This is a genomic window from Marinomonas maritima (assembly GCF_024435075.2).
GTDB classification, from domain to species: Bacteria; Pseudomonadota; Gammaproteobacteria; order Pseudomonadales; family Marinomonadaceae; genus Marinomonas; species Marinomonas maritima.
The window spans coordinates 1,237,280-1,250,876 of the sequence record NZ_JAMZEG020000001.1 but is presented as its reverse complement, the minus strand read 5'-3'; the positions used below and the strand labels follow the sequence as shown (position 1 = coordinate 1,250,876).

Here is a 13,597-nt window from a genome sequence, read left to right as displayed (position 1 = left end):
ACCAAATGCTTTATTGATCACTTAATTGCCACATCCAAGCCAAGCGATATTAAGGTCCCTATCAGTGTTGTAATCACCACCGATAGTAATGAACCAATCAGCACATATTCAGTCATACCTCGATCGTCTGATTTATTCAACTCACCAAACCTAAATATGGACTTAGCCGCTAATACAAACCCCACCGCGGCGTAGCTCCCCACCAGCGTAAAGGTCAGTATTAACACTCGCTCTAAGTACCCGATCAACTCACCACCAGCAACAAGACCACTAATACTATTATCTTCATCTGTACCTGATATTGGGTATTTTCTTAAAACGCTGCCAATCGTAACCGAAGTCGGCTTGAGAATGAGTAAGTAAGCAAAGACCACCATAACACCATCCGAGAACGTCTCATGTTGCAACACAGCATCAATCGTTGCTCCATCTGTCATGTAAAAAGCAATGGCCACTAGCACCGAGACATGTAAAGCCTGATCAATAACAAAATAAGAAAACGTATCACCATTCGGTGTGGTTACCTTCCACAGATCGATAACAAAATGACTTACCGCAACGATAGCGACTAAGTAAGCCGCTGAGTACCAATCGATACCTAACACGACAGCAGGAACGAGTAGCGCAACGCCGTGTAATAGTGAGTGACAATACAATTCAAATGAACGGTAGGTATGCTCTTTCTTTGCGTCTACCCATCGGGTTGGCTGGAGGTAAAATCACAGAGGATGTGCACCAGCAAGAACGGAATGAGAACACCAAAAAATCAAGCATGCTTCAGCTCCGCCATTTGATTAATGAATCGTACATTTAGCGCACTGATGAGCGGCCAACCAGACGCTTTAAGGGATTTACTGGCCGTCGCAGTTGCCACATTGAGCTTTTCAGCTAGCGTACTAATCGACAAGTCTTCATTGGTTCGAAGCATTGGCAGCATCACTTGGCATTGACGTGAGGTTAAATCCGTCAGTTGTCTATCTAGGTATTTTAAGAGTAAGTCAAAGTATTCAGCGAGTTCAATGTTGTCAGAGTTAAAAAGCAACCTGTCGTTTTTCAAGGTCTTTAGCCCACGGCCAGAAAGAAAAAATGCGTCACCCATCGATTCAGAAACTAACTCGCGCAGATCAGCATTAGGAGCAATTGCAAAACTAATGCGACAGTCGAACTCTTTTCCAAGCGCTTTAATACCAATTCGATAAATAATGGTGTATCTCAGCGCATTTTCAATATCATGCACCACACTCTGGAACTCATCGCCACGCTCAATGCTGTGTGCGTTTGATGAATGCCCTTCGGTGATCCATGATTGAATCGCTTTTATCCTTTCAAGCAACTGTTCATACTCACCAGAAGTGAACTTGGTTGAACTGACAATATCGCCACTGATCACAGCAATGAGTTTATTGGTAGGCGCCATATTAACACTTCCTTTGTAGACTAAAACCAATTTAGCCAATTAAAGCTAATAATGCAAATTTAGCCAATTAAAGCTAATAATGAAAATTTAGCCCATTTAGGCCAAAAAAATCTATTCAGCCTCAACGAATCTAATTAAATACAAATAACGCGGCTCTAGGTCTTTGACCAATTCGTCTATGAAGTGATATTTAACCGCTAAAAAATCACATCAAAATCAACGAACGTCGACATTAACGTTTAAAAGCAAAGTGGTTTTGTAACGTATTTTTGATCTACTACCGTCTAGTAAACTTTGGGAAGTCCACTATTCGAAGTGTTTCCGGTGTCGAAAATGCGGCTGCATTTAATCTACCAAGTGACATGCCTGAGCTCGGCTATGCGAACAATAAAGAAGCTGCGCCTTAAAGTTGGCGTCGCCCCGCTTAATACAGAGAATAGCGTTTATCAAGGGAAACGAATGATACGTGGTGGAAGATCTAAAATCAGAACCGCGACGTGAATGGCAATGATGCCAGCCATTCGATGTAATCCGAAATTTAAAACGAATGATAACGGCTGGGAAGCCTAAAAAAACCGACATCATTGTCAGTATAAAAAACTTGCAGTGATCATAAATTCGATGGTGAGAAATGGTGTCATGTGGGATCCTAAAATGGTTTAACATCAGGAATTGACACCATAGTCACTTCTTATGTGAATGATACCTCGTTGCTACTCTTCTAAAATAACGTCAAAGCCACCGTAAATTAAACGCTTACCATCAAAGGGCATTGGGTTTTGATCTGGGTGCATTCTAGGATCTTCCATAATTGCCTCCCAACCAGCATCACGAATCTCCTTTGTCGGCCATACAACAGATGAAAAAACGACAGTTTCGTCTTTGCCACAATTTACAGCCATAGGAAAAGATGTAACAACACCATCAGGGACATTATCACCCCAAGCTTCTGTAATTTTAAGCGCTCCGTGAGCTTTAAAAACGACTGCGGACAACTTAGCATGCTCAATGTATTTTTCTTTATTTTTTGTTGGTACTGCGGCTACAAAGCCATCGACATAAGACATATATTCCCCTTTATAATACTTTACTGGTTAGAAGTTCAAATAACGCCCAATTAAGGCGTGAGGCACGCAATACCGACGCCGCATATCGCCTTAATCACTAAAACCATCGCATAGTAAAAACGCCACGCACGCCAAATCATGTTTAAATTGTTTGTTAGCAGTCTTCTATCATAGTGATAAAGGGTGGAGTTCAGCGTAATCTGTCGTGATTTTTATTCCTTTGTCGACTTTAATGATCACACCATCGCCTACCAATAATGTAGCCTCATCAAACTTTACCTTCACACTCCTCGTTACAACCGAAGCTGTATCTGTCCCCCAAAGCTCATCAGATTCGACTTCAAAAGTGATTTCTTCAGGCACAAATATTTCTACATTACCGCTATATAGTTGATAGTTATTTTCATCAGAACTTTCTATCTGATCCGCACTAATTTCCATATTAAATGCCATTGTAGGTTGCACAAAAAACAATATAGTACTGACAAAAATAACAATAAATGAAGACCACATTGTAACCAATTTCATTTTAATATTTCTTTCGAATGAATTTTTTCTAGTCTCTTCTTGCACAAGTAGTTCATTCACGTCTAATTCAAAACAAGCCGCTAGTGCCTTCACTGTTTCAGGTGAGCCTGTACCTTCTTTCTCAACTCTTTGAATTGTTCTTAAACTTAAAGCACTTACATCAGCTAAATGTTGTTGACTCCATGCTCTTGATTTTCGTTCATTTAATATATTTTTAGTATTAACCTTCATCACACATCCAACATCTAATTTTGAGACCACAGTATATAAAAATTTAAAAAATCGTATACGACAGTTTAATGCCAACAATACGTCAAAGGGGCGACAAACTGCTAACGCGTCAATCAGCCGTCGCGTTAGCAGTCGGCTGCATTGATTTGTTAAGCCCGCTGAATAAAGATTCTAAGAGTAGATTTTGAAAATCAGCCTTAGCTTTCTCTGACATTTGGCAATATACGAACCAATTATCGAAAAGTATTATACTGGGTAACATCAACCGACAACAAAGTAAGGTAACGCAACCCCTGCTTTTGTTGGTCAGCTGCATGTCATTGTTAAGTCGTTTGTTGAGTTAAACTAAACCAATTACCAGAATTATCTTTTCCCAGTGCTTCTATCCCATAAAATTGTTCTGTTGGCGGTTGAGTAAACTCAACGCCTTTTTTAACCAGCTCCTCGTACGTTTTTTGACAATTATCAGTTTCAAAGACTCCGACTCCAAATGCACCAGCTGAAACTAAACCCCTGATTTTTTCAGCCGAATCTTTATCAAACATTGGCCCTTCTTTTGGCTCAGCTAATACTAGCTCAAGCTTAGGCTGTGCTTTTGCGAATACCGTCAGCCAACGAAACCCTCCATCCATTGTCATATCCATCCCGATTTCAAACCCGAGTTGTTCTGTATAGAACTTTAAGGCTTCATCTTGATCTAATACATATACCGTCACATGAACTATCGCCTGTATCATTTTGCACCCCTTCGTTAAATATGAATCAAAATTTTAACAGAAACAACTGTGCTTCTTTTCTTCTATATTGCTGTCTTCACTTCTTTATCTGATTGCCCCCAAAGCCAAATAAATTCTGTGAGAAGCAAAGCGGGATAGATTGCATCGGAAAGCAGTTAGGATCATTTGCTAAGCTCCGAAGTTTTCGACGGTACTGAGAAGGTGACATACCTACCTTTTCACTAAAAAGAGAAGAAAAGCTACCAACGCTTGAATAACCGACTTCTGCACAAATGTCGCTTATGCTAAGATTTTTTGTTATCAGCATTTTTTTTGCTTTTTCAATTCTTAGTCTAGTGACAAATGTATTAGGTGATTCACCAAATACATTTGTAAAAACTCTAGAAAAATGAAATTGAGACATGCACGAATATTCAGCCACTTTACTTAAGCTAAATGAGTCAGTGTAGTGCTCTTGTAAATAGTCTCGGCCTGAACATATTTTTTTGTATTGAAAGTGCCTAATCATGAATTTTCAAATTTTTCTATTAAATAAAATTAAAAACTGGAAAGTGGGCGTGCGTGTTATTTATTTTATCTACAGCACGTTATTCCTACTGTGGATTTTGATTACTTATTTATAATAAATGCTTTTTCATTTCCTGCCAGTGTAAACACAAAAAAATAAGGTTGCTAACAGGACAAACATCTTTAAAACCCAGCAATGATAAGAGCCTTGGTATGTCTGTCCTGCCAATTTTAAGGCTTTTGAGTTTCAATAAATCGATTCAATTGTGCAAGAGAGCGGATCACATATAACTTCTTGTTTGACGATTGCGCTTCCAGTTTACGCAAAAATGCTCGATTCCAAAACTTTGGGCACAGCCTAAGCGTTTTGTAACTCGACAAGCTGCCCTTCACGATAGAAGCGCCTTGCGGCCAACCTTCCGGCTTTTTAAATAGCCCTTTGAGCAATCGCTTTGTTACCAGCCAATAAGAAACAAAATAAGGAAGATCGATATATATTAGTGTGTCAGCCTCTTCTATACGGCGATAAAAAGAGCCCAATGCGGTAAAAGGGGCAAAACCCTCAATCAACCAAGAGTCAGCAGAAAGTACTTCCTCGTGAATGTTTGTATATGCCTCTAAATCTATTTCCTTTCCATCGGCCTGATACAAGATAGTATCCATGGCATAAAGTTTAATGCCTATCTGGGCCGCAAGCTGTTTACTGAATGTGGACTTACCACTACCTGGCTTACCAAATACTGCTATTTTCTTCATTTCACGCCCTCTGCGATTAATATACCCCAGAAGCCGTTACAAAAAACCCGCCTCTAGGGCGGGTTTGATATGTTTCACGCATCAAGAATCCCACCACTCCTATGGAGCGATGATAATTCGTACAAAATGATGCGTAAGGTAATTTGTATTCATAAAAGTATTCTGCAGAGCCTCCACTGAAGAGTCAACACCAAGAGCTTTATAAAAAGATATTTATTTGAAACGGCATTTAGTGGGCAGATACCGTTAAAGACCAACAATAACAAGAATCTTGATATGCCAAAGAGCAGAAATCCCTCTACCTAGCCCTTGTATTTCCCTTTGAAGAAAAAGGATGGAACAAAGACGCTCATTACAACTCTATTAAACTATAAGTAACGCTCGCTCTTCCAGATGTTTTCTAAAATACGTAGCATTAAAGGTTTCCCCTGTGGCGCGTTTTATAAGGTCATCCGTGGTATGAAGCGACGCTTATGACCAGATATTATCGAAAGATAGGACTTAGGTCACTATTTGGAATAGCCGCGTCGATGACGCCTTGTCTCATGGTGGCTTTGTATTCGGCGGCGTACATAGCTCCTATGTATAGCTTGGGAAGTAACCAAAGTAGCCGTCGGTCTTGAGGTAGAAGTAATCTAAATTATTAAATGAATTTAATTCTGATCTCCATTATCTCAAGTCTTTTATAGATGATTTTTAACCGCGCTTATTAGCTACTTCAGATTGTGTTTACCATAAAGACTTTTGACAGCGATCAGGCCAGCTTGAATCGTAGGTGTCGCCATCGAATACGCCATTTGTAATTTCTTTAAGAATGGAACCAGGTGTAGGCAATCCCGATGCCTGATCTCCACTTTGCCATAGTTCTGACCGCATCAATGCGCGGGCACACTGAAAATAAACTTCTCTAACTTCTATTACGATAACGGTTTTAGGATGACGATCTTTATGTATAAAGTGTTTTTTTAGTTCACTATCAATCGTAATTTTTGCCTGCCCGTTTATACGTATAACGTTGTTTGATCCAGAAATCATAAATAGCAAAGATACCCGTCCATCTTGTACTATATTTCGTATCGTATCTATTCTCTGATTGCCCTGCCAATCAGGTAGAGCAATGGTTTTATCATTTAATATTTTAACGACCTGCCCCTCATCGCCTCTAGGAGATGCATCAGTTCCTTCTAATCCAACAGAGCTGATAACACAAAAAGAGGATTTTTCAATCCAAGTTTTATAACTTGGCGTAATAATATTGATGACTTTCTTTAATGCTGCATCGCTTGGCAAGCCATACATGTCTTCTAGCTCTCCAATATTATCTATAAATTTCATCACTTCGACTCCATATTGAAAGCTAACACAAAGTACAGGGGATTTTGAGGACCAGATGAACATTAAAACATATTTTCATTTGACGCCAGTTCACTCACCGTTAACTCTCACAACCCTGATTTGTTAAAACCCGCTTAATTGATGCTGGGTTATTTTTTAATGCGGCAATAGGTCTAATTGGTCGTCTAACAAAGTTACCAGCACAATTAGGACATCGATTATTCAAAACACCTTCAACACAGCTTGTGCAAAAGGTACATTCAAACGTACAGATATTCGCCTCTGTTGATTCTGGTGGCAAATCCTTATCATAACACTCGCAATTTGGTCTCAACTCCAACATTCAAAACTCCTATTTTGAAAAATTCAGACCCTAAATTCACTTGAGTGATCTAAAAAGCAGATACTGATTTGTCGGTATCTGCTTTTTTTGTTTGCGAATTCGTCGAATAGAAACAGAACAGCAATGATAATAAAGGCTGTCTTTATTTAATCAGCAACCCGCTTTCGCGTTAGCGCTATCCCCAAAATTATTAATAACATGGCCGCTAGGCTTTGCCATTCAATGGCTTCGCCCAAAAGAAGCACGCCAGTAAAATACGCCACGATAGGAATCATGTAATTAATGTATGAAAGAAACGTAGGGCCTGCCGTGGCGATAACGGCAAACAAGAGAATGGTGCCAAACGCAGTTGGACCGACACCTAACCACAACATGGATAACGTGGCTTTTAAAGAATAGCTTTGTTGCCACGGTAAATCTTGCCACAGCCACAACGGCACTATAACGATGCTGGAAATAATCATCACGCCTGCCGCTGTTACAACAGGGTTATAGGAGGGTAATCGCCTCACCAAAATGGCATTTATTGCATAACTAAACGTGGCGAGTAAAATTAACAGACCACTCAGTAAGTTACTATGAGCGCCGACTAACGACGGCCAAAGCACAATCACCACGCCAGTAATACCTAGTACAAAACTGAAGACTTTAAAGCGATTAAGGCTTTCTCCTAACACAAAATAATGCGCCAAAATCATTGTCGCCAGCGGCATAAATGCCATCAACAATCCCGTAATGCCCGAGCTAATATCCTTCTGACCTGTGGAGATCAGAAAAAATGGCAACAAGTTACCCATAATACCCAGCAGCAAAAATACAGCCCAAGCCAACAGGTCCACAGGCAAACGCCACCCCTTGGCATACATAAAGAGCGTTAGAATAATCGCTGCAATCAAAACTCTAAGAGAGACTATCGCCACAGGGCTAAAGCTTTCCAGTGAGACAGCAGTAAACATAAATGACGTCCCCCACAGCAGAACGAGTAGCAGCAGAGAAAGCCAGTTTTTAAAAGTAGGTGTGTAGTTGTGAGCCATGTGTTTGATCCAGTTAGCATTATTACCGCATACATAAAGAGGGAGAGTTTAACCGACAAGCTCCCACTTGTTTGATGTTTTTTGAGAACTGAAAATAAACAGTAAACGAAGACAGACAAAAAGACACTCAACCCGAGCTATTTCAGCCGCTTTAAATAATGCCCTAATCAGTCATAACGGCTTTTTTATCACAGGCTGTGCATCATTTGAAAATACAATAGAAATGGCAACAATGGCGTTGGATTATTAGAGATTTGAAATAAAAAAAGACCGATATGGCTTTCATGTCTGTCTTTTTTGTCTTGTTATATTGTTGGCCTAAAGGCTCGACCTACAAGGCAGTATGAAAACTGCGTTTCCAGTGCCTGATTACGGTCGTGCCTCCCTCATGCAGGCCTACGAAGTGATCGCGTATCTTGTTGTGAACAGCAATAACCTCATCCTAGTCTTCCCCTTGGCTCTTTAATTCAAGTAATAAGGGTAAGGGACAGTTCGTGATAATCCCCCCCTTGAAGAAAAGGGAGGGAATACAGCCGTTACAAATACCGCCCTTCTAGATGTTTTCTAAAATGCGCAGCATTGAGTGTTTCGCCTGTCGCACGCTTTATTAGTTCATCTGTGGTGTGAAGAGAAGCTTGTGACCAAATGTTGTCGCTGAGCCATTGGAAGATTGGGCTTAGGTCGCCACTTTGAATGGCGGCGTCGATGTCGACGGTTTTTGTCATAGTGGCTTTGTATTGCGCGGCGTACATGGCACCTAGTGTGTAGGAAGGAAAGTAACCGAACGAGCCACCAGTCCAATGGATATCTTGCATGCAGCCATTTTTGTAATTGTCTTTGGTTGAGATCCCAAGGGAGGCTTTCATTTTTTCATCCCAAATCGCAGGGACATCGGTGTGTTCAATCACGCCATTGATCAAGTCACGTTCGATTTCGTAGCGCACAATAACGTGCGCTGGGTACGTGAGTTCGTCTGCATCGACTCGAATAAAGCCTTTTTTCACCTGTGTGTAGATTTTGTAGAGGTTTTCTTCAGCAAACACGGGGTCTTTGTGCGCGTTAAAGGCGTCGGCAGAAAGGCGCGACAAGTGGGAAATAAAGGGTTTACAGCGGCCTATCTGCATTTCAAAAAAGAGCGATTGTGATTCATGAACCCCCATGGAACGCGCCTCACCCACTGGTAAGCCGGCAAAGGCACTTGGTAAGCCTTGTTCGTAACGAGCGTGGCCTGTTTCGTGAACAATACCCATTAAGGCTTGTACGAAATTTTTTTCATCGTAACGGGTCGTAATACGCACATCAGACGGAACGCCACCGCAGAACGGGTGAACACTTTGGTCTAATCGACCGCGATCAAAGTCGAATTTCAGTAGCTTCATGACTTCCAGACCGAGCGCTTTTTGCGAGGCGGTAGAAAAAGTACCTGACGGCATAATGATAGAATTAGATTGCTGCTTTACGAGCACTTTTTCAATCAGCTCTGGCAGCCACGTTTTGACATCTGAAAACAAGGCATCAAGAGAAGCGGTTGTGGTACCCGGTTCGAACTTGTCGAGCATGGCGTCGTAAGGAGTAAGACCTAACGCTTCGCCGCGAATTTTCGCTTCTTCACGAGACAAGGCGACGACTTCTTTCCAGTTCTTCTCAAACCCTACCCAATCGTTTTCTTGACGTTGTGAACGCCAAGCGTGTTCACATTTTGAACTCGCTATGGATTGCGCTTGCACTAAGTCTTCCGGCACGACCGTTGCTTGTTGCCACTTGCGCTTCATCTCACGCAGGCTCGCCTTCTGTTCCGTGTTTAAAGACTCTTTTTCCGCGTTGCCAAACCACTCTTCAAGTTGAGGCTGAGTGGATAAACGATGGATATGAACCGACAATTCGGCCATGGCTTTTGAGCGCGCATTGCTGCCACCAGATGGCATGTTCGCCGCGGCATCCCAACTGAGCATAGACTCGGCATGATTAAAGTGATGAATCGTTTGGTAGTGTGACGTTAATTGATCGTAGTTAGACATTGCTGTTTTCATCCTATGCGAGAGTTGTTCCGCTTATAGATTGGTGTAAATGAGTGATAGCGACATAATAGCTGCGATCAGTTACATTTAGTTTAAATCGTTTTATACTTCTTAGACATCAAATATTGTTAGGTGACGATGATGAAGCTAAATGATTTAACTGCGAGAGAAAAAGTGACGTTAGCTCAGCAGCTTTGGGACTCTGTCGCAAATGACCAGAACGCCATTGAACTAACGGCAGCACAAAAAAATGAATTAGATAATAGACTGGCACAATTCGAATCAGATCAAAATATCGGCTCAGATTGGAAAACGATAAAGTCTAAAATATTAGGTTCATAATGCTATATAAAGTAAGGATACGCCCAGAGGTCGAGGATGACCTGAAAGAAGCTTACTCATACTTCGAACACTGTAGAGCAGGCCTCGGTACCGAGTTTATGCTTTGTATTGAAGATGCATTGTTAAAAATTTCAACTCATCCAAGACAATACCCAATTGCTCACAAGAAACTTCATAGGGCTTTAATAAATAAATTTCCGTATGGTGTTTTCTATACTATTCAGCAAAATATGGTTGTTATTTTTGCTGTCATGCATTGCGCTCGTGAACCCCGAAAATGGATGTTACGAAGCTAACAAAAATAGATTATTAACGGTTCACCACCTACCTACAAAAAAAGCCGAGACGCTTTTAAAAGAAACGTCTCGGTTTTTTGCGTTATAACCGGTGCAATTATTTACAGCCACAGCTGCCTTGATCATCAGTATGTTCATGCCAGTTTTTCAGTTTACTGGTGCCACCAATGCCAGAGTTGAAGCTGTTGGTTGGATCAGTTTTTTGATAAAACGCGCGCAATGCGGGTTTCGCCAAATATTCGTGGCCCACGTTGTGCTCGGCTGGGTATTCCGCACCACGTACGTCGTAGCTGGCAAGAATTTGTTTTTTCACCGCCTTACCGTCGACGCCTTTTTTCATGATGTAGTTTTGGTGCATGACATGGCAAAAGAAGTGTCCGTAGTACATTTTTACGGCAATTTTATCGTCGATGTCTTGTGGCAATACTTCGAACCAATCTCGCTCGTTACGCGGAAATGCCACGTCAATCGTCATGATGGAACCAAGGTCTTTGCCATTCATAATGTGATGACGGGTCAAAGCACCGCCCGTCACAAAGCGATGCAAAATAGCCTGAGCCGCTTCGCGGTCGGTACAAGCAAAATAGCCGCCTTCGTTGTCTTTAAAGAAGGTGTCTAAATACGCTTGTGCTTCGGCTACGCCGTCATTGCTGGTTTCGACGATCCAATGATGGTCGTATTTTGCACGAAAATCTTCCATGCGCTTCGGCAAGTGATTCGGAAACATCTGACTCATGTATTGCATGATGCGATCCGAAAATTTGTTCGGCATGAAGCTGAATTTTTCAGCCCAACGATCCACAGTACGCTTGATGGCAAACATTTTAGGAATGTATTTCGTACCCAGTTTGTCGATCACCAAGTAGCTGTCTTTGCCGTATTTTTTACTGATGTCATAACTACTTTTGTGCATGTATTCGCCAGACACAGGCAAGTTAGTAAAGGTCGACAACATGTCACGGCGCATTTGTTCCATCACCGCGGGATCGTTTGTGCCGATGTAGAAAACTTGATGCTTTTCAGGGATTGGAAAGGTGTCGATGCGCACCGCAAACACGGCCAATTTACCGGCACAACCAGACGATTCATACAAACGACGCGGATCATTGTTGAAGCGCGATGGTGTTTCCGCGTCTACGTCACGAATACGCTCATGATATTCGTTATCAGAGCCGCGTTTATCAGGAAATTGTACGTCGGTTTCTTGATAAGTTTGGTTCTGTAAATTGGCTAGAATCTCTTCTGGGTTACGGCCCAAATCAATGCCTAGGTTGTTCACCAATTGCAATTCGCCATTTTCTGTCACTTGCGCAAACAGGGACATTTCTGTGTAAGCAGGGCCACGCTGAACCAGTGCGCCACCAGAATTATTACACACACCACCAACGATAGACGCGCCAATACAAGAAGAACCAATCACTGAATGAGGTTCGCGACCGTAGGGTTTTAGTCGCTCTTCCAAACCAAATAACGTGCTACCTGCCAAACCGACAATCTGTTTGCCTTGATCAATGAGCTGAATATCGCTGATTCGCATGGTACTGATGATCACAATCGGACGATCATAGTCCGCACCATTTGGCGTGGAACCACCGGTCAGGCCAGTATTGGCGGCTTGCATAATGACAATAACATCTGCTTCAACACAGGCTTGAAGCACTTTCCAGATCTCAACCAAGCTACTAGGACGAACCACGGCGTAAGCCTCACCGCCACCCAATCGAATACCATTGCTGTAGGGTTTCTTCTTATCTGCGTCCGTTAAGGTGTACTGGCTTCCTACAATGGCCTTTAATTTTTCGGCCAGGTCTAAGCTAAAACGGGTTGCTGTCATAAAAAATACTTCGCGACGTGTTGAATGAAAGCAGTGAGTATACTCGACTTACCCATCGGTAAAAAACACTCATAATCACACACACTAAAATAGACGTTGTCGCTTTCACAATAGGGGGGGTTATCACCTTTAAATATCAAGAAAATTTTATATTCTATGAAAAGCAAAAAGCCGCTCCCCCGAACGGCTTTTTGCTTTTACCCTTTGTGTGTTTTTAGCTTATTTTTTTACTTAAAAAAAAAGACGTTACCCACCAAACACAACCGTGCGTTTACCATTTAAGAAGACACGTTTTTCAACATGATATTTCACTGCATTAAACAAGGTAACACGTTCGATGTCTTGTCCTTTTGCCACAAGATCTTCTGGGAAATGCGCATGGTTTACCGTTTGAATGCCTTGAGTGATAATCGGCCCTTCGTCCAAGTCATTGTTAACATAATGGGCGGTTGCGCCGACCATTTTGACGCCTTTTTCCCACGCTTGATGATAAGGGCGAGCGCCTTTAAATCCTGGCAATAAAGAATGATGGATATTAATCGCACGGCCGTCTAGGTATTCGCACATGCCTGGTGAAAGCACTTGCATGTAACGCGCTAAGACAACCAATTCAGTATCGTATTGCTCGATCAGCTCTCGTACCTTCGCTTCTTGTTCTAGCTTGGTCTCGGCTGTGATGGGCAAATGGTAATACGGAATACCGTGCCATTTCGCAAGTTCTTCTAGGTCAGGGTGATTTGAAATAATAACCGTTACATCGATATTCAGCTGACCGGTACGGAAACGATAGAGTAAATCGTTCAAGCAATGGTCATATTTCGACACCATAATCGCCACTTTTGGCTTATGATTTGGCGCCGTCAATTCCCACGTCATATCAAATTCTGCCGCGCGGGAAGAAAACTTTTCAGTGAACGTCGCTTCACTAAAGCCGTCATTTGGAGGGAAAAACTCAATACGAATGAAAAACAAACCTGATTCTCTGTCATCAAAAGAGTGAATTTCGTCTATGTAGTTTTCCGCTTCTGCCATGTATCGAGTCACAACATCTACAGTACCAATAAGGCTCGGGCAGCTGGCAGTAAAAATCCAAGGTAAGGTTTTTGATTTCATAAGCTATCTCTTAATATCATTTGAGCCAATAAAAAGGCT

Annotated in this window: 15 protein-coding genes and 2 pseudogenes; 4 read left to right on the top strand and 13 right to left on the bottom strand. The window is 41.8% G+C overall.

Going from position 1 to position 13,597, the window contains the following annotated elements; translation table 11 throughout:
* Positions 1–17: 17 nt before the first annotated feature.
* Both M3I01_RS05930 and M3I01_RS05925 read right to left on the bottom strand, forming a co-directional pair.
* Positions 18–707, bottom strand: a pseudogene (locus M3I01_RS05930) (DUF3307 domain-containing protein); the annotation flags it as partial.
* A 59-nt stretch (positions 708–766) separates the two neighbouring features.
* On the bottom strand, positions 767–1,417 hold the full coding sequence (locus tag M3I01_RS05925; protein ID WP_255894737.1) for a hypothetical protein: 651 nt from the start codon (positions 1,415–1,417) through the stop codon (positions 767–769).
* A gap of 308 nt (positions 1,418–1,725) precedes the next feature.
* On the opposite strand from M3I01_RS05925, the pseudogene M3I01_RS05920 reads away from it, so the two are divergent.
* Positions 1,726–2,080: pseudogene (locus M3I01_RS05920) on the top strand (transposase); the annotation flags it as partial.
* A 50-nt stretch (positions 2,081–2,130) separates the two neighbouring features.
* Here the strand turns inward: M3I01_RS05920 and M3I01_RS05915 are convergent.
* The 8 genes from M3I01_RS05915 to M3I01_RS05875 all read right to left on the bottom strand — a co-directional run bounded on the left by M3I01_RS05915 (position 2,131) and on the right by M3I01_RS05875 (position 7,955).
* Positions 2,131–2,484 (bottom strand): DUF1428 domain-containing protein, encoded by a 354-nt coding sequence (locus M3I01_RS05915; RefSeq protein WP_255894736.1) that lies wholly within the window; start codon positions 2,482–2,484, stop codon positions 2,131–2,133.
* A 168-nt stretch (positions 2,485–2,652) separates the two neighbouring features.
* Positions 2,653–3,243 (bottom strand): helix-turn-helix domain-containing protein, encoded by a 591-nt coding sequence (locus M3I01_RS05905; RefSeq protein WP_255894734.1) that lies wholly within the window; start codon positions 3,241–3,243, stop codon positions 2,653–2,655.
* 323 nt (positions 3,244–3,566) lie between these two features.
* Positions 3,567–3,980, bottom strand: a complete 414-nt coding sequence (locus M3I01_RS05900; protein WP_255894733.1) for a VOC family protein — start codon at positions 3,978–3,980, stop codon at positions 3,567–3,569.
* 76 nt (positions 3,981–4,056) lie between these two features.
* The gene (locus M3I01_RS05895; protein WP_255894731.1) at positions 4,057–4,488 is read right to left on the bottom strand and encodes a helix-turn-helix domain-containing protein; all 432 of its coding nucleotides are present in this window, start codon (positions 4,486–4,488) and stop codon (positions 4,057–4,059) included.
* Between the two features lie 230 nt (positions 4,489–4,718).
* Positions 4,719–5,243 (bottom strand): P-loop NTPase family protein, encoded by a 525-nt coding sequence (locus tag M3I01_RS05890; protein ID WP_255894730.1) that lies wholly within the window; start codon positions 5,241–5,243, stop codon positions 4,719–4,721.
* Between the two features lie 729 nt (positions 5,244–5,972).
* Positions 5,973–6,578 carry a pyridoxamine 5'-phosphate oxidase family protein gene (locus M3I01_RS05885; protein WP_255894729.1) on the bottom strand — a complete coding sequence of 202 codons (606 nt, stop codon included), beginning with the start codon at positions 6,576–6,578 and terminating at the stop codon, positions 5,973–5,975.
* Positions 6,579–6,678: 100 nt separating this feature from the next.
* The gene (locus M3I01_RS05880) at positions 6,679–6,921 is read right to left on the bottom strand and encodes a DUF1272 domain-containing protein (protein WP_255894728.1); all 243 of its coding nucleotides are present in this window, start codon (positions 6,919–6,921) and stop codon (positions 6,679–6,681) included.
* A gap of 146 nt (positions 6,922–7,067) precedes the next feature.
* Complete coding sequence (locus M3I01_RS05875; protein WP_255894727.1) at positions 7,068–7,955, bottom strand: DMT family transporter; 888 nt, start codon at positions 7,953–7,955, stop codon at positions 7,068–7,070.
* Positions 7,956–8,298: 343 nt separating this feature from the next.
* On the opposite strand from M3I01_RS05875, the gene M3I01_RS05870 reads away from it, so the two are divergent.
* Complete coding sequence (locus tag M3I01_RS05870; protein ID WP_255894726.1) at positions 8,299–8,421, top strand: hypothetical protein; 123 nt, start codon at positions 8,299–8,301, stop codon at positions 8,419–8,421.
* Positions 8,422–8,491: 70 nt separating this feature from the next.
* Here M3I01_RS05870 and M3I01_RS05865 read toward each other — a convergent pair whose 3' ends face one another.
* Complete coding sequence (locus M3I01_RS05865; RefSeq protein ID WP_255894725.1) at positions 8,492–9,973, bottom strand: carboxypeptidase M32; 1,482 nt, start codon at positions 9,971–9,973, stop codon at positions 8,492–8,494.
* A 141-nt stretch (positions 9,974–10,114) separates the two neighbouring features.
* Here M3I01_RS05865 and M3I01_RS05860 point away from each other — a divergent pair, with 141 nt between their 5' ends.
* Positions 10,115–10,315 (top strand): addiction module protein, encoded by a 201-nt coding sequence (locus tag M3I01_RS05860; protein ID WP_255894724.1) that lies wholly within the window; start codon positions 10,115–10,117, stop codon positions 10,313–10,315.
* Entirely contained in the window at positions 10,315–10,611 is a 297-nt protein-coding gene (locus M3I01_RS18565) for a type II toxin-antitoxin system RelE/ParE family toxin (RefSeq protein WP_394358966.1), read from the top strand. Before M3I01_RS05860 ends, M3I01_RS18565 begins: the two co-directional genes overlap by 1 nt.
* A gap of 97 nt (positions 10,612–10,708) precedes the next feature.
* Here M3I01_RS18565 and dld read toward each other — a convergent pair whose 3' ends face one another.
* Together dld and purU are read right to left on the bottom strand one after the other, a co-directional pair.
* Positions 10,709–12,445, bottom strand: coding sequence for a D-lactate dehydrogenase (gene dld, locus M3I01_RS05855; RefSeq protein WP_255894722.1), 1,737 nt, complete (start codon positions 12,443–12,445; stop codon positions 10,709–10,711).
* 246 nt (positions 12,446–12,691) lie between these two features.
* Complete coding sequence (purU, locus tag M3I01_RS05850; protein WP_255894721.1) at positions 12,692–13,558, bottom strand: formyltetrahydrofolate deformylase; 867 nt, start codon at positions 13,556–13,558, stop codon at positions 12,692–12,694.
* Positions 13,559–13,597: the final 39 nt, after the last annotated feature.

Coding starts and splice junctions, on each gene's coding strand:
- M3I01_RS05925 (WP_255894737.1), bottom strand. CDS start 1,417: ATGGCGCCTACCAATAAACTCATTGCTGTGATCAGTGGCGATATTGTC.
- M3I01_RS05915 (WP_255894736.1), bottom strand. CDS start 2,484: ATGTCTTATGTCGATGGCTTTGTAGCCGCAGTACCAACAAAAAATAAA.
- M3I01_RS05905 (WP_255894734.1), bottom strand. CDS start 3,243: ATGAAGGTTAATACTAAAAATATATTAAATGAACGAAAATCAAGAGCA.
- M3I01_RS05900 (WP_255894733.1), bottom strand. CDS start 3,980: ATGATACAGGCGATAGTTCATGTGACGGTATATGTATTAGATCAAGAT.
- M3I01_RS05895 (WP_255894731.1), bottom strand. CDS start 4,488: ATGATTAGGCACTTTCAATACAAAAAAATATGTTCAGGCCGAGACTAT.
- M3I01_RS05890 (WP_255894730.1), bottom strand. CDS start 5,243: ATGAAGAAAATAGCAGTATTTGGTAAGCCAGGTAGTGGTAAGTCCACA.
- M3I01_RS05885 (WP_255894729.1), bottom strand. CDS start 6,578: ATGAAATTTATAGATAATATTGGAGAGCTAGAAGACATGTATGGCTTG.
- M3I01_RS05880 (WP_255894728.1), bottom strand. CDS start 6,921: ATGTTGGAGTTGAGACCAAATTGCGAGTGTTATGATAAGGATTTGCCA.
- M3I01_RS05875 (WP_255894727.1), bottom strand. CDS start 7,955: ATGGCTCACAACTACACACCTACTTTTAAAAACTGGCTTTCTCTGCTG.
- M3I01_RS05870 (WP_255894726.1), top strand. CDS start 8,299: ATGAAAACTGCGTTTCCAGTGCCTGATTACGGTCGTGCCTCCCTCATG.
- M3I01_RS05865 (WP_255894725.1), bottom strand. CDS start 9,973: ATGTCTAACTACGATCAATTAACGTCACACTACCAAACGATTCATCAC.
- M3I01_RS05860 (WP_255894724.1), top strand. CDS start 10,115: ATGAAGCTAAATGATTTAACTGCGAGAGAAAAAGTGACGTTAGCTCAG.
- M3I01_RS18565 (WP_394358966.1), top strand. CDS start 10,315: ATGCTATATAAAGTAAGGATACGCCCAGAGGTCGAGGATGACCTGAAA.
- dld (WP_255894722.1), bottom strand. CDS start 12,445: ATGACAGCAACCCGTTTTAGCTTAGACCTGGCCGAAAAATTAAAGGCC.
- purU (WP_255894721.1), bottom strand. CDS start 13,558: ATGAAATCAAAAACCTTACCTTGGATTTTTACTGCCAGCTGCCCGAGC.